This window comes from Azospira inquinata (assembly GCF_018905915.1).
Taxonomy (GTDB): Bacteria; Pseudomonadota; Gammaproteobacteria; order Burkholderiales; family Rhodocyclaceae; genus Azospira; species Azospira inquinata.
Window position 1 is genome coordinate 3,098,119 of the sequence record NZ_CP064782.1, and the last position, 18,111, is coordinate 3,116,229.

Sequence of the window (18,111 nt, forward strand, 5' to 3'; positions counted from 1 at the left end):
TGGGGTCCCGATACGCGTATGTCCGAAACTAATTCATCCGAGGCGATAAAACTTACCGCCTTTTCCCACGGGGGCGGCTGCGGCTGCAAAATTTCTCCGGCGGTGCTGGAAAAAATCCTGGCCGCCACCCCCAGCGCCCTGATTCCTCCCCAACTGCTGGTGGGCACCGAGTCCTCCGACGATGCGGCCGTGTATCAGCTCAACGACGAGCAGGCCATTGTAGCCACCACGGACTTCTTCACCCCCATCGTGGATGACCCCTACGATTTTGGCCGCATCGCCGCCACCAATGCCCTGTCCGACGTCTACGCCATGGGCGGCCGTCCCCTCTTTGCTCTAGCGGTGGTGGGCATGCCCCTGGATAAGCTGCCTCTGCCTGCCATTGAGCGCATTCTTGCCGGCGGCGCCGCCATCTGCCAGGAGGCGGGCATTCCCATCGCCGGAGGCCATTCCATCGACGTGCTGGAGCCCATCTACGGTCTGGTGGCCCTGGGGGTGGTCCATCCCCGGGAGCTGCGCCGCAATCGGGACGCCCGACCGGGGGATTTGCTCATTCTGGGGAAACCCCTGGGCATCGGCATTCTTTCTGCGGCCCTGAAAAAGGGGCGGCTGGCGCCGGAGGATTACGCCACCATGGTGGCCCTGACCACCCGGCTCAACCGGGTGGGGCCGGACCTGGCCCAGATGGAAGGCGTTCATGGTCTGACCGATGTAACCGGCTTTGGCTTTGCCGGCCATTTGCTGGAAATCTGCCGGGGCGCGGGCCTGCGGGCCAAGGTACGCTTTGCCGATCTGCCCCTTATTCCGGCGGCCGTCGCCCTGGCCCAGGAAGGGCTGGCGACCGGCGCCTCGGGACGTAACTGGGCCGCCTATGGGGCCCAGGTTCGGGGGGCGGACACTTTGCCGGAGTGGCAGCAGAAGCTGGTTACCGATCCCCAGACCTCGGGCGGCCTGCTGGTCAGCTGCGCCCCCGAGTCCCGGGATCAGGTGTTGGCCTGCTTCCACCAGGCCGGTTTCCCGGAAGCCCGGGTGGTGGGCCATCTGGAGGCCGGCAGCGCCGGACTGGATCTGGAACCCTGAGCCTGGGGCTCGGGTTCTAGCGCCCACCCTTCAGTAGCGGCCCCAGTTTCTGCCACACGTTATCCAGAATGCGGGGCTGGGCCGCGGCCACGGGATGGAGACCGTCCGCCTGAAAAAGGGTGGGCTGGTCGGCCATGCCCGCCAGGAGAAAATCCACTAGAGGTAGCTTGAGGCGCCGGGCCAGGGCCGGGTAACTGTGCCGGAAATCTTCCCCGTAGCTTCCGTAATTGGGGGGCAGGCGCATACCCACCAGCAACACCCGGGCACCCGCCTGGCGGGCCAGGCCCGCCATGGCTTCCAGGTTATGGTTCATGGCCGCTAGGGGCAGGCCCTGGAGACCGTCGTTAGCCCCCAATTCCAGTATCACCACCGCCGGACGGTGTTCCCCCAGGGCCCGGGGCAGCCGGGCTAGGCCGCCCGCCGTGGTTTCCCCGGAAATACTGGCATTCACCACCCGGTAATTCAGGTGGGCCTGGGCTAGCCGCTTTTCCAGCAACACGGGCCAAGCTGCTTCCCGGGGCAAGCCGTAGCCGGCGGAGAGGGAATCTCCGTAGATGAGCACCACGGGCGCCCCGGCGGCGGCCAGCAGGGGCATAATCAGGCAGAGGCTGCCCAGCCCCAGCCATCGCCAATCCAAACCCAGATATTTTTTCATCATGTCCAGTCAATCCTTGTTGGAAGTCCGTGATCTTTGCAAAACCGTGGGAGATGGGGAAGGGCGTTTGACCATTCTCCAGGATGTGAATTTTGCCATTGACCCCGGGGAAACCGTGGCGGTGGTGGGAGCCTCCGGCTCGGGCAAGTCTACCCTGCTGGGTCTTCTGGCGGGGCTGGATCAGCCCAGCGGAGGGCAGGTGTGTCTGGACGGCATTTCCCTGGTGGCGCTGGATGAGGATGGCCGGGCTCGGCTGCGGGGGCGTTTGCTGGGTTTTGTCTTCCAATCTTTCCAGCTGCTTCCCGCTCTGACCGCTTTGGAAAATGTACTGCTCCCCCTGGAACTGTCCGGGGTGGAAAACGCTGCCGCCCTGGCCCGGGAATGGCTTACCCGGGTGGGGCTGGGGGAGCGTCTGGATCATTACCCCAAGCACCTGTCTGGCGGGGAACAGCAGCGGGTGGCCCTGGCCCGGGCCTTTGCCCCGGCGCCTCGCCTGATTCTGGCGGATGAACCCACGGGCAATCTGGATCAGGCCACCGGCGCCCAGATCATGGCTCTGATGTTCCGCCTGAATCGGGAGCAGGGCACCACCCTGGTGTTGGTTACCCACGACCCAGCCATGGCGGCCCGCTGCGGGCGCCAGCTACGGGTGGCGGAGGGGCGGGTGGAGGCCCTGGAAACGGTGGCTTGAAGGGCGCCGGACCTAGCGGTCCTCGGCCCGCACAATATGGTCCGCGATCCAGGTCCGCAGGGAAGCGGGGGACGGGTCGAAACGGTCGTAAATCATCAGGCTCTGGCCGAAAACGTAGGCGTAGAGCAACAGGCTGCGGGCCTTGGCTTCCCCTTCCGGCAGGCCATATTCCTCGAATAGGCGTCGGGCGTTTTCCAGGCGGCAGTTATCCACCTCAGCCACGATGGCCGCCGCATGGGCATCCCGACGGGCCCACTCCCGCACCGCCAGTTCAATGGAAACTCCCTTGCGGCTGCGGGCGGCGCTATACACATCGATGACGTGGTAAATCTGGTCCCGCTCTTTGCCCGGCTGGGCCGTGGTCTGCTTGATGATGTCCCGGATACGCCCGTCTTTCCAGGTGTCCAGCACGGCGGTGAGCAGGTCCTGGCGATCCTTGAAGTGCCAGTAAAAGCTGCCTTTGGTGACGCCGAACTGCTTGGCTAGCACCTCCACCCGCAGGCCATCCAGACCCTGGTCCGCCAGTACATGGGTAGCCAGCTCGATCCAGTCACGGCGATCCAGTTGGGAGCGGGTTTTGATGGGGGCGTTTTTCATGCGAACTCATTGACAGGGAATACCCCATACGCTACCGTATGCGGAGCCATACTGGCAAGTATGGGAGCCAATCTCGACGCGGTTCAGGGGGCAAACCCGGGCCGCGAATCCATAACGATTCACACCTGCCAGATCCTGAGGAGGATGCATTGAAAGTCTTGGTGCCAGTAAAACGAGTCGTGGACTACAACGTCAAGGTACGCGTCAAAGCTGACGGTACTGGCGTGGATATCGCCAACGTCAAGATGTCCATGAACCCCTTTGATGAAATTGCCGTGGAAGAAGCCGTGCGCCTGAAAGAGGCCGGTATCGCCACGGAAGTGGTGGTGGTCTCCGCCGGGGTCGCAGCTTGCCAGGAAACCCTGCGTACCGCCCTGGCCCTGGGGGCCGACCGGGCCGTGCTGATCGACAGCGGCGACACGGACCTGCAACCCCTGGCCGTGGCTAAGCTGATCAAGGCGGTGGCCGACAAGGAACAACCCCAATTGGTGGTGTTCGGCAAACAGGCCATTGACGACGACTCCAACCAAACCGGGCAAATGTTCGCCGCCCTGCAAGGCTGGCCCCAAGCCACCTTCGCTTCCAAAGTGGTGGTGGCCGACGGTAAAGCCACGGTGACCCGGGAAGTGGATGGCGGCCTGGAAACCCTGGAGCTGGCGCTGCCCGCTGTGGTAACCACGGATCTGCGCCTCAACGAGCCCCGCTACGCCACCCTGCCCAACATCATGAAGGCGAAGAAAAAGCCTTTGGAAACCCTGAAGCCGGCGGACCTGGGCGTGGATGTGACGCCCCGTCTCAAGACCCTCAAGGTCAGCGAACCGCCCAAGCGGCAGGCGGGGGTGATGGTGCCCGACGTGGCCACCCTGGTGAATAAGCTGAAGAACGAAGCGAAGGTGATCTAATGGCTATTCTGGTTATTGCCGAACACGACAATCAATCCCTGAAGGCGGCGACCAAGAACGCCGTTGCCGCCGCCGCCAAAATCGGTGGCGACATCGAAGTGCTGGTGGCAGGCGCCGGTTGCGCCGCCGTGGCGGCGGAAGCCGCCAAGCTGGCGGGGGTGACCAAGGTGAAGCTGGCCGATGCTCCCCAGTTTGCCGACCAAACCGCTGAAAACCTGGCCGCCCAGGTGATTTCCATGGCCACCGGCTACAGCCACATCGTGGCTGCCGCCACCACCTGCGGCAAGAATTTTGCCCCCCGGGTGGCCGCCCTGCTGGACGTAGCCCAAATCTCCGACATCGTCGGGGTGGAATCCGCCGATACCTTCGTGCGCCCCATCTATGCGGGCAATGCCCTGGCCACGGTGCAATCCGCCGATAGCGTCAAGGTCATCACGGTGCGTATCACGGCTTTTGACGCCGTAGCCGAAGGCGGTGCCGCTCCTGTGGAAACGGTGGCTGCCGTGGCTGACACGGGCAAGTCCAAGCTGGTCTCCCGGGAAATCACCAAGAGCGAACGGCCTGAACTCACTGCCGCCCGGATCATCGTATCCGGTGGCCGGGGTGTGGGCAGCGGGGAAAACTACCACAAGGTGCTGGACCCCCTGGCCGACAAGCTGGGTGCCGCCCAAGGCGCCTCCCGGGCTGCCGTGGATGCGGGGTTTGTACCCAACGACTACCAAGTGGGCCAAACCGGCAAAATCGTGGCTCCCGAGCTGTATGTGGCCGTAGGTATTTCCGGCGCCATTCAGCATTTGGCCGGGATGAAGGAATCCAAGGTCATTGTGGCCATTAACAAAGATCCGGATGCCCCCATTTTCCAAGTGGCGGACTACGGCCTGGTGGCGGACCTCTTCGAAGCGGTGCCTGAACTCACGGCGGCGCTCTGATCCGTTCCCCCGGGATTGCAGGCTATGAACCTGCCCGACAGCCTCCTTGCCCCCCTCTGGTACGAGGGGGGCTGGGGGCTGTTTGTTTTTGTACTCGGCCTGGCTATCTGGCGCGCCCCCTGGCGGCGCCTGGGGGACAACATCCAGTCCAACGTCTGGCTGGGCACGGCGGTGAGCCTCACCGTGCTGTGGAGCATGAAAGCCGGGGTTTCCCCGGGCCTCAATCTGCATCTTTTGGGAGCCATGGTCTTTACCCTGGAATTCGGCCCCGCTCTGGCCTTCATCGGCCTGACCCTGGTACTGGCCGGGATTACGATGAACGGTGCGGCGGGGTGGGCCAGTTTCGGCCTGAATGCGTTGTTGATGGGGGCGGTTCCGGTGGGGATTTCCTACGCCATCTACCGGTTTACCGATCGGAAACTGCCGAAAAACCTGTTTGTGTACATTTTTGCCAACGGTTTCTTCGGCTCCGCCCTGATGATCCTTGGGACCGGGCTGGCCGCTTCCGGCGTGTTGGCCCTGGCTGGGGCTTACACCCTGGAAAAACTCAGCGAGGACTTCCTGCCCTATTTCATTTTGTTGGGGTTTTCGGAAGCCTGGCTGGCCGGCATGGTCCTGACCCTGTTGGTGGTCTATCGCCCGGAATGGGTGTGGACCTTCGACGACTCGGTGTATCTCGCCAAGAAATAAGCACAACCATTTAATACAGAGGAGATAGCTTTAATGAGCGAATATATTGCCCCCCTCCGCGACATGCAGTTTGTCATGAAGGAACTGGCCGGTCTGGATCAGGTCCTGCAACTGCCGGGCAACGAGGAAGTGGATGCGGACGTGGTGGACGCCATTCTGGAGGAAGCCTCCAAGTTTGCTTCCAACGTTCTGTCCCCCATCAATTTCTCCGGTGACCAGGAAGGTGCCCATTGGGCCGACAAGGCGGTTACCGTGCCCGCTGGTTTCAAGGAAGCCTATCTGCAGTTCGCCGAAAACGGCTGGACGGCCTTGCCCTGTGACCCGGAATACGGCGGCCAGGGCCTGCCCAAGCTGGTGGCCACGGCGGTCAATGAAATGTGGAAGTCTTCCAACATGGCTTTCGCCCTGTGCCCCATGTTGACGGCGGGCGCCATTGAAGCCCTGCTCACCGCCGGCTCCGACGAATTGAAGCAGAAATTCCTGCCCAAGATGGTGGATGGCACATGGACTGGCACCATGAACCTGACCGAACCCAATGCGGGCTCCGATCTGGCCGCCGTGCGCAGCCGGGCCGAACCCGTGGGTGACGGCAGCTACAAGGTGTTCGGGCAAAAGATTTTCATCACCTACGGCGACCACAACATGACGGAAAATGTGGTGCACCTGGTGCTGGCTCGGACGCCCAACGCCCCCGAAGGGGTGAAGGGCATTTCCCTGTTCGTGGTGCCCAAGTTCATGGTCAAGGACGACGGTTCCCTGGGCGAACGAAATGACGCCTACTGCGTCTCCATCGAACACAAGCTGGGCATCCACGGCAGCCCCACCGCCGTCATGGCCTTCGGTGACAACGGTGGCGCCATCGGCTATTTGGTGGGGGAAGAAAATCACGGCCTGGAATACATGTTCGTGATGATGAACGCAGCCCGCTTTGCTGTGGGCCTGGAAGGCGTGGCCCAGTGCGAACGGGCCTACCAACGGGCCGCCGTCTATGCCAAGGAACGTATCCAAGGCACGGAACTGGGCGTCAAGGGCGGGCCCAAGGTGGCCATCATCAAGCATCCGGACGTACGCCGCATGCTCATGAGCATGCGCTCCCTCACGGAAGCCACCCGTACCCTGGCTTACGTGGTGGCCGGTGCTCTGGATAACGCCAAGTCCAATCCGGACGCGGAAGCCCGGGCCAAGGCCCAGGCCTTTGCGGATCTGATGATCCCGGTAGTCAAGGGCTGGAGCACGGAAACCGGTATCCAGGTGGCTTCCACCGGGGTGCAGGTGCATGGGGGCATGGGCTTCATAGAAGAAACCGGTGCCGCCCAGCACTTGCGGGATGCCCGGATTACGGCCATCTACGAAGGCACCACTGGCATTCAGGCCAATGACCTGATCGGCCGGAAAATGGCCCGGGAAGGGGGCGTTACCATTAAGGCGGTCATCGGCGAAATGCGCGCACTGGATGCCCAACTGGCCGCCCAGTCCGGCGCCGAATTCGCCGTGCTGCGCAGCCGCCTGAGCAGTGCGGTGAATGCCCTGGAAGAAGCGGTGAACTGGCTGTTGGACAACTTCAAGCCCAACATCAAGGCCGCCCACGCCGGTGCCGTGCCTTTCCTCCATCTGCTGGGCATCGTGGCCGGCGGCTGGCAGTTGGCCCGGGGCGCCCTGGTGGCCCAAGCCAAGATCGACGCCGGCGAATCCGATCCCTTCTACAAGGGCAAGATTGTCACCGCCCGTTTCTTTGCTGACCATCTGATGGTGCAAGCCCCGGCCCTGACCCAAAGCATCGTGGCCGGTGCGGAAGGCAGCCTGACTCTGGAAGAAGACCTGTTCTAAGGGACTTGTCTCCCTAAGTAAAACGGACCCCCCGGGGTCCGTTTTTTTATGGCCGGATGACCGTCCACGGGGCCCATGGCTTAGGGGCGGCCCGGGTGGGGCGCCGAGCCGCTGCCCCACTTTTTCTCCCAGCGCCTTCCTTGGAACGTCTAGGCGAGAGCCCCGGCCCGGTCCGGCAAACCCCGGGTCAGGCTGGCCATGGCGCCGATGTTGATATCTGCTACCAGCACTCCGTCAAAGCCGTTGGCTGCCTGGATGGGAATAGCCAGGGTGAGGCAAAAATCTTCCGTAGCGCTGGAGAGATAAATTTCCGAAATATAGGGCAGATGGCTTTGGCTGACCTGGCGGTAATAGTCGTGGTCCGCCCGACTGACCCCCATCCCCCCGGCCTTGATACGGCCATACATGTCCGGGTTGATCCAGTTGGGAAAGCGCTGGACCCCGGCGGCATCCAGCTCGAACACCATTTCAAAGAAGGGATAGCTTTTGAACCAGGTGTCCAGGGCATGGGGGTCCCGGCAGCGGGGGGCGGCCAGGAATTCCTGCAAGGCCAGAATGGCATTGTGTTTCCACAGGCCGCTCTTGCCCTTGTTGCGGTGCTTCAGCAGGCTGGGCGGAGCACCTTCCACCACAATGACGCTGCCCAGCTCAATCTTGCCCACTTTCTTCAGGGCGGCCGCCCGTTCCGCTGCCGCCACCGCGTTATCCAGGGGGGCGGTGCGCCCATTGACCACGGCGATGGAAATAGAGGCGATGGGGTGGGTGCAGCCATCTTCGGTGAGGAAGTGGCCCCGCTGGATGTCTTCTTTGTCGTAGAGGTGGGCCGCCAGGGATTCGAACTGATCCATCACGTCCAGCAGGTCTTCCGTTAAATCCACGCTACGGCCTTCCTGGATCAGGACGAAATCATCCCCGCCGATGTGGCCCAGGAGGCAGTCCCGGCGGCCGATGAAATTGAAACGCAGCAGCTCCGCCAGGGTGCGGATCATGGCATCCCCCCGGATAAAGCCGTAACGGTCGTTGTAGGCCTTGAAATGGTCCAGGTCGATATACACCAGACTGACGCCGCCCCCTTCCGCCAGACGGCTTTCCAGGGTGTGGCGCAGGTTAGGGCCGGTGGGGAGCTGGGAGAGGGGATGGAGGTTGTTGCCGTTTTCCCGGCGGGCCAGCATTTGGGCGATGAGAGTCATGGGATGGATGATGCCCATGTATTCCCCCTCACCCGAGGTGACCACCCAGGGGTCCGCATCCCGCCGGTCGTGGTAGAGCACCCGGGCCAGAGCCGAGGTGGTGAGCCGGTGGGGCAGGCTGCGGGCCACGGGTTCGCACACCTTGCCCAGGCTGCGGGTGTGCTGGGCCAGTACCCGGCCGCGACGGGCCATGCCCACAGGTTGGGCGTGGTCCGTGACCACCACCAGGGGCAGGGAAGGGTTGTCCGTGAATAGCTGGCGGGCCTCTTCGATGGGGGTAGGAATTTCCAGGGCGGGCCAGCAGTCCATCAAATCCGTCAGCTGAAAGCGCTCCATGGGACGGCTGCGGCAGGCGTCGTCCAGGTGGGGTAGGGGAGTGACCTGGGGTGTAGTGGCCGGGGCCGGGTGGGCAAAGAAAAAGCCCTGGGCGTAGCTGATCCCCATGTCCCGGACGAAATTCACGTCTTCCGGGCGCTCCAGACCTTCCGCGATCACCGTGGCCCCCAGGCGCTGGGCCATGGAGACAATGGCCTCCAGGAGCACGGACCGCACCCGACTGCCCTGGGCCCCATGGACAATGCTCCGATCCACCTTGATAAAGTCCGCCCGCACCGCCGCCAGGGTGGATAGGCCGTTGAAGCCCGAACCCATGTCGTCCAGGGCGATGCGGAAGCCCTGCATGCGCAGGGCCTCGCAGCTCCCCGCCAGGATGGTGGGGTCCACCTGTTCCGACTCCACCACCTCAATAATGATTTCCCGCCGATCAATGCCCAGCTGGTCCAGCCGGCTGACGAAGCGTTGGGCCCATTGCTGGTGCAGCAGGTTCTGGGGCAGCACATTGAGGAACAGGGGGGTTCCCCGGGGGAAACGCTGGGCCTTGGCGGCTAGAGCCAGGAGCTGGCACTCCACATCAAGATCCGCAGCCCGGTGCAGTTGGTCTGCGAGAAGAAAGGCTTCGGCTCCGTTGAGTAGACGCCCCGTGGGGTTTTCCAGGCGACACAGGGCCTCGAAGGCGAACACCTGGCCCTGGGCCAGATCCACCAGAGGCTGGAAGTGCATGCACAGATAGGGGGTCAGGTCAGCCAGCATCCAGGCGTTGAGGCGGCGGGCGTGGAAGGTGTTGAAGGGTAGGGCCTGTTGCAGGGTGGCGATGGCATCACCGTCTCCACCCCCCTGGACCTGGAGCACCAGGGTTTCCTTCAGGGTTTCCGGGTTGGTTTCCCGGGAGAGCCGCTCCAGCAGGTCATCCTGGCTGGCGGGGCTGGAGAACTCGAAGGACCAGACGTGCTGATCCACCTGTTGTCCGCCCAATTCGGTCCAGATGGCGGGAATGTAGGGGCCGTCGTACTTGAGTAGGAGTGCCATGATGGTCTAGGGAGAGTATTTGCTTGGTATTAAAGCAAACATCGCACCATGGCCCAGGCCCCGGTTTGGGCCGATAAAACGGGAAAGCGCCCCGGAGCGGGGCGCCAAAACGCACCGTAGCGGTGCCTACTCTTCAATATTCGGCGTGGAAGCGGAAGCCGATTACGTTTACCGGACCCCGGTCTGCGTTATAGGCCGGGTTCTGGATGCGCTGGTAATCCAGGGTCAGGGAAAGGTCCTTGGCCGCCACGAGGCTGTAGTAGGTCTCGAAAATATTTTCCGGCCGGTAATTCAGGGCTCCGTCGCCGATGAAGAAGGAGATACCCCCCGCCGCCAGATAATCCCGCCGGTCCTTGGAAATTTCGTTACGCATGAAGGAAACCCCCACCGTATCCTGGGACCGCCCCCACCGGTTGCCGTTGAGCACCAGGCCGGAGGCGAAGGAGCTATCCACTTCGGTGAAGGCCTGGGTTTCCGTGTGGCCATCCGCCTTCATGACCCGCAGAAAGAAGCCCAGGTCGTCGGCCAGTTCCTGTTCCACATTGAGCCCCAAGCCATACTTGGCCTGGACCCCGTTACGCACCTTGAAGATGCTTGGCGTTTCTCCGTGGACCAGGCCGTAATTGATGGCATCCCGGTAGCGGGCCAGCACCGCCTGATTGCGCCAGGCCAGCACCCGCAGGGCCCCGGGACGACCACCCAGGCTATGCCGGTGTTCCACTTCCAGCTGGTCGCCGAAATGGCGGAAATACTGGAAATCCAGGGGCAGCAGGTTGGGGGACTGGGGGGTGTTCATGCGCCCGAAGCGCAGAGTCCAGTCATCCTTGTACCATTCCCCGGCAAAGCCCCAGCCGAAGCCCCGGGCGTCCGCCGCGTAATCGTAGGCAGCGTAGCTCATGTTGCCCCAGTTCATGAACTGGACCCGGGGGTCTTTGGCATAGCGATTGTTGTCGAAGACGTCCAGGGTGGAAAAGTTGCCCAGGGTGAGGACAAAGCGGTTTTTGTCCTGGCTGCCCGCCAGTTGATTGATTTCGCCCTCCACCTTTTCCTCTCCACCCCCCTGGTTCCAGGTCTGGCGCAGGAAAAGGCGCTGCCGGTAAGCCTTGGGGATGGTACCGGAGGACCGGGTGATTTCCCCGTTGGTAAAGCCCCCGGTTCCCAGAAGATTGGAGAAGGGCACCCCCTGGGCCACTTCCACGTTGAGGTAGGCTTCCCCGCCCTGCCAGGGGCGAATACCGAAATACCCCGTGGTGGTGAAGGTGTAGCTGCGCTCCGTGCTGGTCAGCAGGCTGTTATCCCCGCTGTAGTCGGCATGAAAGCTTTGTTTGCGCTGCCACACGTAGGTGGTCTGAAAGCGGGCACTGCGGCTTTCGTAATCCCCTTTATCCCCATTCGATCCACTATCCACTACTCCGGTACCGGCGGCGCCCGGGTTCGGTGAATCGTCAGCCCGAACGGGGAGGGCGAAGGCGAGAAGCAGGGCGGTGACGAGGCAGGAAAGGCGCATGGGGCAAATTCTATTTTAGGCGGGGAGGAAAAATAAAAAGGCCGCCATGGGCGGCGGCCTGCATTGTATTGCGCTTTCGTGACAGCTACATGACGTGGCGCTCTACATATTGGGGTAATTGGGCCCTTCGCCCCCTTGGGGCACCACCCAGGTGATGTTCTGGGTCGGGTCCTTAATGTCGCAGGTTTTGCAATGCACACAGTTCTGGGCATTGATCTGCAAGCGGGGACTGGAGCCGTCTGCCTCCCGGACGATTTCGTACACTCCGGCCGGGCAGTAGCGCTGCTCGGGGGCGTCGTACTTGGCCAGATTGACCTCGATGGGCACCTTGGGGTCCTTCAGGTGCAGGTGACAGGGCTGATCTTCCTCATGGTTGGTGTTGGACAAAAACACGGAAGACAGACGATCGAAGGAAATCACCCCGTCCGGCTTGGGGTAGGCAATGGCCTGGCATTCGGCAGCGGGCTTCAGCTTGGCGTGGTCCGGAATGCTGTGGTGCAGGGTCCAGGGCACTTTGCCGCCGAAAAGCTTTTGCTCCAGGGCAAACATGAAGCTGCCCAGGTGCAAGCCTTTGCTCATCCAGGGCTTGAAATTCCGGGCCCGGTAAAGTTCGTCGTAGAGCCAGGACGCCTTGAATTTTTCCGGGAAAGCGGTCAGTTCGTCGTGGGCCCGCTTGGCTCCTAGGGCTTCAAAGCAGGCCTCGGCGGCCAGGGAACCGCTCTTGATGGCACAGTGGGAACCCTTGATGCGGGAAGCGTTGAGGAAGGCCGCATCGTCACCGATCAGGGCGCCCCCGGGGAAGGTGAGCTTGGGCAGGGACTGGATGCCGCCGGCTGCAATGGCCCGGGCCCCGTAAGCCACCCGCTTGCCCCCTTCCAGGAATTCCCGAATCTTGGGGTGGGTCTTGTAACGCTGCATTTCCTCAAAGGGGGACAGGTAGGGGTTTTCGTAACTCAGGCCCACCACAAAACCTATCGCCACCAGATTGTCTTCCAGGTGGTAGAGGAAGCCACCGCCGTAGGTGGCGCTGTCCATGGGCCAGCCGGCGGTATGGACCACCAGCCCGGGCTGGGATTTTTCCGGTTTCACTTCCCACAGCTCTTTGATGCCGATGCCGTAGGCCTGGGGATCCACCCCTTCCCGGAGCTTGAAGTGCTGTTGCAGTTCCTTGCCCAGGTGTCCCCGGCACCCCTCGGCGAAGAGGGTGTATTTGGCCAGCAGTTCCATGCCGGGCTGGTAGGCCGGGCCCTGGGAACCGTCTTTGAGCAAGCCCATGTCCCCGGTGGCCACACCTTTGACCGCGCCCTGTTCGTCAAAAAGGATTTCCGCCCCGGCAAAGCCCGGGTAGATTTCCACCCCCAGGTTTTCCGCCTGCTGGGCCAGCCAGCGGCAGACATTGCCCAGGGAGATGATGTAATTGCCTTCGTTATGGAAGCAGCTGGGCAGCAGGAAGGTGGGCACCTGGGTGGCGCCGGTTTCCGAAAGAAACAGCACCCGGTCTTCCGTGGCCTGGGTTTTCAGGGGGGCATCCAGCTCTTTCCAGTTGGGAATGAGCTCGCTCAAGGCCCCCGGGTCCATGACGGCGCCGGACAAAATATGGGCCCCGATTTCGGAGCCCTTGTCGATCAGACAGACGGAAACATCTTCCCCGCCTTTGGCCACGTTTTCCGCCGCCAATTGCTTGAGGCGAATAGCGGCAGCCAACCCGGCGGGTCCGCCGCCGACGATCAGTACATCATATTCCATGGATTCGCGTTGCATTGCGATCCCTCCTCGTCAGTCGTTGTTATGTGAAAACGCATACTATACGTTAACGTATGGAAACTTCAATGGATAAGCCACGGAAAGCCGCGCCAGCACTGGATCGAGGCCAAAAGTAATAGGTGCTTTAGTGGGGGGAATAAATGCTGCGGCGCAATAAAAAAGGGCTTCCACGAAGCCCTTTTTTCATCTTTTCAAGAAAAGACCGACAAAAATCTAGGAATGGCTCCCGAAGAAGCGCCCCAGGGTGCGGGACAGCCAGCCTCCTTCGTCCTTTTCTTCCACCAGCACGGTCATTTTGGGTTTGACCGCGGGCACGTAGGCCGAGTCGTCATTGCGGATGTGATTGAACAGCCAGCGGGACAAGAGGCGGTGCAGGCCGCCCGCCACGTCTTCCCCGGCTTTGAATTTTTCCTGGAATTCCGCCACCCGGCGCACGAACAGTTCATGGACCTTTTTGTGCCCCCGGAGGTATTCGTAGCCCGAATCCTCCATGAGGGTTTCCTCGAAGGCGAAATGGGACAGGGTGTAATCCACCAGGCCTTCGATCACTTCCCCGATCAATTCCCGGTCCCCGGTGGCCTGGGCATCATCCAATTGGTTGATGAAATCCACGATCTGCCGGTGCTGGCCGTCAATGACGGCAATGCCGGTATCCAGGTTATCCGTCCAGATCAGATGAGCCATGACCACTCCCGTAATCTTTTATAACTATATGGTTAGACATTTTACCAGCATCCCGGACAGGGGGATTTGTTCCCGCGCCTAGGAATTTGATTTAAATCAGCAAAAGCCAGACTTTTGAGGGGCGGATATGGCTAGAAATAGGGATGACCGGGAGTCTGGGTGGGCAAAAACATGCCGTTATGCTTTTCTTTCCGTCCCTTCCTAAGCCCTTCTTGCTCCAGGAAAAAGGGAAAACGGGGCACTTCGGAGAAAAGCGCCCCGACATGTGAGGAAGATGGGGAAAGGGGGTTTGAAAAATCCGCCCCTAACCCTTTTTTAGCCGAGCGGAGATGGTCCCGAACCCCTTACTTGTTTTTCGGAGAGAGCCTCGCCCCGCAAGGCTTTATTGTTCCTCGGATTTTATTTCCGCCCCCATCCCCGAGGATCGCCCCAGCAGGGGCGCCAACGCCTTAAGCCACTGCTGCCAGGGCAGGGACGGATCCCCGTCCACGGTCTGCCAGGGCAAAAATTCCACCCCACCGTTGGTCAGCAAGGCCTCCCGAAACCGGGCACCGCCACCGCAGAACGAGGGATAACGACCATCCCCCAGGGCTAGCAAGGCAAAAGACACCCCTTGCAGGGCGTGGGGGTCCAGGTGGGCGAGGAATTGACGGGCCGTTTCCGGCATCTCTCCCTGGCCGGTGAAGGCAACCAAAAACAGGCAATGGGGGTGGCGGCCCAATTCCCCTGGGGATACGGTCTCCAGGGAGGCGCAGGTGGCAACCAGTCCGGCACGGGTCAGCGCTTGGGCGGTAGCTTCCCCGTAACGGGCGGCCGTGCCCGTCTGGCTGGCGTAAGCCACCAGAATGGCGCGGTCCCCTCGCCGTTTACCCGGATTTCGGCGCCTTCCGCCCCATCCTTTGCGGGCCAGCCAGGCCCCTAGGCCGGTGACCAGCAAGGCGCTTAACACCAGGGCGGCCAGCAGATTCAGGAGCCCGGACCAGGGGCCGGCCCAGGTGCCTTCGTGGAGCTGCTTGATCAGCTCAGGTTTAGCCTCCAGGGGGCGAACCCGCCCCTTGGCATCGACGGCCAAGCGCAGGGGACGCCCGTCCTGGCCCAGAGCGAAGATCAGCACCGCCCCTTGGCGAAAACGGCGTACCTGGCGGATGGTTGCAGGGGCACCCGTGGCCTCTGCCAGTGTCACCGCTTGGGCCAGAGCCATGACCCGGGGCTTGCCCCCTCCCTGATTGCCCGGCCCTGGCCTGCCGCCTCCCAGGCCGCCGGGGGCGCCGGTACCGATATGGAGAATCATCAATATGGCCGTGATGGGGGTAAGCAGGACCAAAGGTGCCAGTAGCCAGCCCAGACCCTGGTGCCAATCCATCCATCCCCATTGGTGGAGCTGGGGTTTAAGCCGGGGCCACCCCAGGAGCAGGCCCAGGGCCAGGAGGGCGGTCAGGACATAGGTGGCAGCCTCCACCAGCGGATCAGCCTGGAGCAGGAGGGTTTTGTGTAGCCCCTTGGCCACCTCGAACCAGTCCCGATCCTGATTAGGGAGGGGCGCCAGGGTTCGGGCGTCATAGGTTTTGCGGCTCTCCGGGCTACGCCCTTGCAGCATCAGGCGTTGGCCGTCCGGGGAGAGGCTGGCATTGCCGGCCTGGCCTCGGGGATCCAGGGTTTCCAGGGCCTGAATCCAGGCCTGGGGCGTTAGCCCTGGCTGAGGCTGGTCGGCCTGCCAGGCTTCCCAGAGGGGTTTACAGGCGAGAAAAGCGCCAGATAGGAGAATGACAAGAAAGAGGGGAGCAAATACCAGGGCAGCCCAGCGATGCAAGAAAGCCGCCCCGCGCCGCAAAGGGAGTGGGGTCATGGTCGTACGCGTGAGGAAGGGTAGGGGCGGGCGTCCCGTGAAGGGGGCGCCCGGGTCGCCCATGGCTGGCTGTTGCGGCTAGCGACTTGGGAGGGCGAGGGGAGTGTGGCGGGATTTTGGGTAAAGGGGCGTAAGGGCTCCGTAAATTTGGGTAAAGCTTGGGCAAAATTCCCCCCGGGAGCCTTGTGGGGCGGGCTGCCATGAGTATCATCCCTTCCATCTTAGAAACTTGCCGGATCCACTATGACCCGAATTTTGCTGGTAGACGACGATGTGGAACTGGCCTCCCTGCTCAAGGAATATCTGGAGCGGGAAGGCTATGAGGCCCAGTTGGCCCATGACGGAGAAACCGGGGCCCAGACTGCCCTGAGCGGTGGCTTCGATCTGGTGGTGCTGGACGTGATGCTGCCCCGCCTGAATGGCATTGAGGCCCTGCGTCGCATCCGAGCCGCCAGCCTGGTGCCGGTACTCATGCTCACCGCCCGGGGGGACGATGTGGATCGGGTGGTGGGGTTGGAACTGGGGGCGGATGATTACGTTCCCAAACCCTGCACCCCCCGGGAGCTGGTGGCCCGTATTCGGGCCATTCTGCGGCGCACCCAGGGCATGGGCGCTCCCGCCGGGGAAGGGGAGGCCTGCGTGAGCGCCGGCCTTCTGGAGCTGCGCCCGGAACGGCGCAGCGCCACCTGGGGCGGCCAGAGCCTGGAACTGACGGCAGCGGAATTCAACCTTCTGGAAGTTCTGGTGCGCCACGTGGGGCAAGTGGTGGATAAGAACGCCCTGTCCCAGGAAGGTATGGGCCGCCCCTTGACCCGCTACGACCGTAGCATCGACGTCCATATCAGCAGCATCCGCCGCAAGCTGGCGAACTGCACCCCCACGGAATTGATTCAGACTATCCGGGGCGTGGGCTACCAGCTCATCCGGGAATAGGGGACACCATGGGCCGTCTTTTCTGGAAATTTTTCCTCGCCTTCTGGCTCGCCTTGCTGCTGGCCGGGGCCAGCGTGGGCACCCTGTTCTGGCTGCACCGGCAAAACCAGGCCGCCGCCAGCCAGGATCTGGCCATTTCTCCCCGCAGCGCCTTTCAGATCAATGCCAGCCTGGCCACCCTGCGCCACGGTGGTCCAGTAGCGCTGCGGGAACTGTTCCATGAGTGGGACCGGGAGACCGAGGCCCACGTCTATGTGGTGGACGAGCAGGGGAAGGAAATCCTGGGACGCAGGGTTTCCCCGGAAGCCATCGCCAAAGCCCGGGACATGGCGGACACCCCCCGCCTATGGGGCCCCACGGCCGCCAGCGCGGAAACCGGCAGCGACGGTCACACCTACCTGTTTTTTGTTCCCGGTGACCGGTCTTCTCCCGGGGAACCGGCCCGGCGCCACCCCCATCCTCCCTGGGGATTGCTGATTGCCGGGGACCTGCTCGCCAGTCTTTTGGTCAGTGGCCTCCTGGCCTGGTATCTGGCCAAGCCCATCCGCAGCCTGCGCTGGGCCTTCAATAAGGTTTCCGCCGGGCACCTGGAAACCCGGGTAAGCCGGAAAATGGGGCGCCGCCGGGATGAGATTGCGGATCTGGGGGTGGATTTCGACCGTATGGCCCTGCGCCTGCAGCAACTGGTGGGGGGGCAGCGGCGTCTGCTCCATGACGTTTCCCACGAACTGCGCTCCCCCCTGGCCCGGGTTCAGGCGGCCATCGGCCTAGCCCGGCAACAGCCGGAGCGGACCAACGCCTGTATGGATAGGATCGAGCAGGAGGCCAGTCGGCTGGACGAACTGGTGGGCCAGCTCCTGACCCTGTCCCGGCTGGAAGCGGGGATGCCCGGTTCTCGGGAGGAAGACCTGGATTTGAATGAACTGGTGGGGGCGGTGGCGGATGATGCCCGCTTCGAAGCGGAAGCCCAGGGTAAGGGGGTGAGTTTTCTCGGGGACGGGGAAGCCCTGCTTCAGGGCCAGCCCGAGTTACTGCACCGGGCTTTTGATAACGTTATCAGAAATGCTCTGAAATACACCGCCCCCGGTACCGCCGTGGAGGTCCAGGCCCGTACCGAACCCTTGCCCGATGGCCGCCATTGTTTTCGCCTGACCGTGGCGGACCGGGGGCCTGGAGTAGCGGAAGCGGACCTGGATACCATTTTTAACCCCTTTTTCCGGGGCGAAAACGGGGGCTTTGCGGAGGGCTTCGGCCTGGGCCTGGCCATTGCCCAGCGGGCCATCCAGGCCCACGGCGGCAGTATTGTGGCCCGCAATCGGGAAGGGGGCGGACTGACGATAACCATCCTCATGCCCCTCCAACCGCCTACAGCGGCGGAGGCCTAAGCGTTCTTCCTTCGTTACTCAGGGGAAGCGCTTCCCCTTGTTGCCAAGCAAAAAGGCCATCCCGAG

At 62.6% G+C, this 18,111-nt stretch carries 15 protein-coding genes; 8 read left to right on the forward strand and 7 right to left on the reverse strand.

Features of this window, described 5'->3' with window-relative positions:
• Positions 1–18 precede the first annotated feature (18 nt).
• Complete coding sequence (selD, locus tag Azoinq_RS13950) at positions 19–1,080, forward strand: selenide, water dikinase SelD (protein WP_216128300.1); 1,062 nt, start codon at positions 19–21, stop codon at positions 1,078–1,080.
• Between the two features lie 16 nt (positions 1,081–1,096).
• On the opposite strand, the gene Azoinq_RS13955 is transcribed toward selD, so the two are convergent.
• Positions 1,097–1,738, reverse strand: a complete 642-nt coding sequence (locus tag Azoinq_RS13955; protein ID WP_232368504.1) for an arylesterase — start codon at positions 1,736–1,738, stop codon at positions 1,097–1,099.
• On the opposite strand from Azoinq_RS13955, the gene Azoinq_RS13960 reads away from it, so the two are divergent.
• A complete protein-coding gene (locus Azoinq_RS13960; RefSeq protein ID WP_216128299.1) occupies positions 1,737–2,426 on the forward strand; it encodes an ABC transporter ATP-binding protein in 690 nt (229 codons plus the stop codon). The genes Azoinq_RS13955 and Azoinq_RS13960 overlap by 2 nt on opposite strands.
• A gap of 12 nt (positions 2,427–2,438) precedes the next feature.
• Here the strand turns inward: Azoinq_RS13960 and Azoinq_RS13965 are convergent, their stop codons facing one another.
• Positions 2,439–3,023: a TetR/AcrR family transcriptional regulator gene (locus Azoinq_RS13965; RefSeq protein WP_216128298.1), complete on the reverse strand. Its 585-nt coding sequence runs from the start codon at positions 3,021–3,023 to the stop codon at positions 2,439–2,441.
• A 149-nt stretch (positions 3,024–3,172) separates the two neighbouring features.
• Between Azoinq_RS13965 and Azoinq_RS13970 the strand changes: the two genes are divergently transcribed.
• Genes Azoinq_RS13970 through Azoinq_RS13985 form a run of 4 tightly spaced genes read left to right on the forward strand, consistent with a single transcriptional unit; the run spans position 3,173 to position 7,371 of the window.
• Positions 3,173–3,925 carry an electron transfer flavoprotein subunit beta/FixA family protein gene (locus Azoinq_RS13970; RefSeq protein ID WP_216128297.1) on the forward strand — a complete coding sequence of 251 codons (753 nt, stop codon included), beginning with the start codon at positions 3,173–3,175 and terminating at the stop codon, positions 3,923–3,925.
• Positions 3,925–4,854, forward strand: coding sequence for an FAD-binding protein (locus tag Azoinq_RS13975; protein WP_216128296.1), 930 nt, complete (start codon positions 3,925–3,927; stop codon positions 4,852–4,854). Before Azoinq_RS13970 ends, Azoinq_RS13975 begins: the two co-directional genes overlap by 1 nt.
• Before the next feature lie 24 nt (positions 4,855–4,878).
• Positions 4,879–5,544: an energy-coupling factor ABC transporter permease gene (locus tag Azoinq_RS13980; RefSeq protein WP_216128295.1), complete on the forward strand. Its 666-nt coding sequence runs from the start codon at positions 4,879–4,881 to the stop codon at positions 5,542–5,544.
• 33 nt (positions 5,545–5,577) lie between these two features.
• The gene (locus Azoinq_RS13985) at positions 5,578–7,371 is read left to right on the forward strand and encodes an acyl-CoA dehydrogenase C-terminal domain-containing protein (RefSeq protein WP_216128294.1); all 1,794 of its coding nucleotides are present in this window, start codon (positions 5,578–5,580) and stop codon (positions 7,369–7,371) included.
• A 149-nt stretch (positions 7,372–7,520) separates the two neighbouring features.
• Here the strand turns inward: Azoinq_RS13985 and Azoinq_RS13990 are convergent, their stop codons facing one another.
• The 5 genes from Azoinq_RS13990 to Azoinq_RS14010 form a co-directional block, all read right to left on the reverse strand.
• Complete coding sequence (locus Azoinq_RS13990; RefSeq protein WP_216128293.1) at positions 7,521–9,926, reverse strand: EAL domain-containing protein; 2,406 nt, start codon at positions 9,924–9,926, stop codon at positions 7,521–7,523.
• Positions 9,927–10,059: 133 nt separating this feature from the next.
• Positions 10,060–11,433, reverse strand: a complete 1,374-nt coding sequence (locus Azoinq_RS13995; protein ID WP_216128292.1) for a carbohydrate porin — start codon at positions 11,431–11,433, stop codon at positions 10,060–10,062.
• A gap of 102 nt (positions 11,434–11,535) precedes the next feature.
• Entirely contained in the window at positions 11,536–13,194 is a 1,659-nt protein-coding gene (locus Azoinq_RS14000) for an electron transfer flavoprotein-ubiquinone oxidoreductase (RefSeq protein ID WP_216128291.1), read from the reverse strand.
• Between the two features lie 216 nt (positions 13,195–13,410).
• Positions 13,411–13,881, reverse strand: coding sequence for a bacteriohemerythrin (locus tag Azoinq_RS14005; RefSeq protein WP_216128290.1), 471 nt, complete (start codon positions 13,879–13,881; stop codon positions 13,411–13,413).
• A 382-nt stretch (positions 13,882–14,263) separates the two neighbouring features.
• On the reverse strand, positions 14,264–15,727 hold the full coding sequence (locus Azoinq_RS14010) for a PepSY-associated TM helix domain-containing protein (protein WP_216128289.1): 1,464 nt from the start codon (positions 15,725–15,727) through the stop codon (positions 14,264–14,266).
• Between the two features lie 243 nt (positions 15,728–15,970).
• Between Azoinq_RS14010 and Azoinq_RS14015 the strand changes: the two genes are divergently transcribed.
• A complete protein-coding gene (locus Azoinq_RS14015; protein ID WP_216128288.1) occupies positions 15,971–16,660 on the forward strand; it encodes a response regulator transcription factor in 690 nt (229 codons plus the stop codon).
• Positions 16,661–16,668: 8 nt separating this feature from the next.
• Positions 16,669–18,045: a sensor histidine kinase gene (locus Azoinq_RS14020; RefSeq protein ID WP_216128287.1), complete on the forward strand. Its 1,377-nt coding sequence runs from the start codon at positions 16,669–16,671 to the stop codon at positions 18,043–18,045.
• Positions 18,046–18,111: the final 66 nt, after the last annotated feature.

What these genes read in the sequence shown, in the direction of transcription:
- Azoinq_RS13975 (WP_216128296.1), top strand. Translation starts at nt 3,925, where the DNA reads ATGGCTATTCTGGTTATTGCCGAACACGACAATCAATCCCTGAAGGCG.
- Azoinq_RS13995 (WP_216128292.1), bottom strand. Translation starts at nt 11,433, where the DNA reads ATGCGCCTTTCCTGCCTCGTCACCGCCCTGCTTCTCGCCTTCGCCCTC.
- Azoinq_RS13960 (WP_216128299.1), top strand. Translation starts at nt 1,737, where the DNA reads ATGTCCAGTCAATCCTTGTTGGAAGTCCGTGATCTTTGCAAAACCGTG.
- Azoinq_RS13965 (WP_216128298.1), bottom strand. Translation starts at nt 3,023, where the DNA reads ATGAAAAACGCCCCCATCAAAACCCGCTCCCAACTGGATCGCCGTGAC.
- Azoinq_RS14005 (WP_216128290.1), bottom strand. Translation starts at nt 13,881, where the DNA reads ATGGCTCATCTGATCTGGACGGATAACCTGGATACCGGCATTGCCGTC.
- Azoinq_RS14010 (WP_216128289.1), bottom strand. Translation starts at nt 15,727, where the DNA reads ATGACCCCACTCCCTTTGCGGCGCGGGGCGGCTTTCTTGCATCGCTGG.
- Azoinq_RS13980 (WP_216128295.1), top strand. Translation starts at nt 4,879, where the DNA reads ATGAACCTGCCCGACAGCCTCCTTGCCCCCCTCTGGTACGAGGGGGGC.
- Azoinq_RS14015 (WP_216128288.1), top strand. Translation starts at nt 15,971, where the DNA reads ATGACCCGAATTTTGCTGGTAGACGACGATGTGGAACTGGCCTCCCTG.
- selD (WP_216128300.1), top strand. Translation starts at nt 19, where the DNA reads ATGTCCGAAACTAATTCATCCGAGGCGATAAAACTTACCGCCTTTTCC.
- Azoinq_RS14000 (WP_216128291.1), bottom strand. Translation starts at nt 13,194, where the DNA reads ATGCAACGCGAATCCATGGAATATGATGTACTGATCGTCGGCGGCGGA.
- Azoinq_RS13955 (WP_232368504.1), bottom strand. Translation starts at nt 1,738, where the DNA reads ATGATGAAAAAATATCTGGGTTTGGATTGGCGATGGCTGGGGCTGGGC.
- Azoinq_RS13985 (WP_216128294.1), top strand. Translation starts at nt 5,578, where the DNA reads ATGAGCGAATATATTGCCCCCCTCCGCGACATGCAGTTTGTCATGAAG.
- Azoinq_RS13990 (WP_216128293.1), bottom strand. Translation starts at nt 9,926, where the DNA reads ATGGCACTCCTACTCAAGTACGACGGCCCCTACATTCCCGCCATCTGG.
- Azoinq_RS14020 (WP_216128287.1), top strand. Translation starts at nt 16,669, where the DNA reads ATGGGCCGTCTTTTCTGGAAATTTTTCCTCGCCTTCTGGCTCGCCTTG.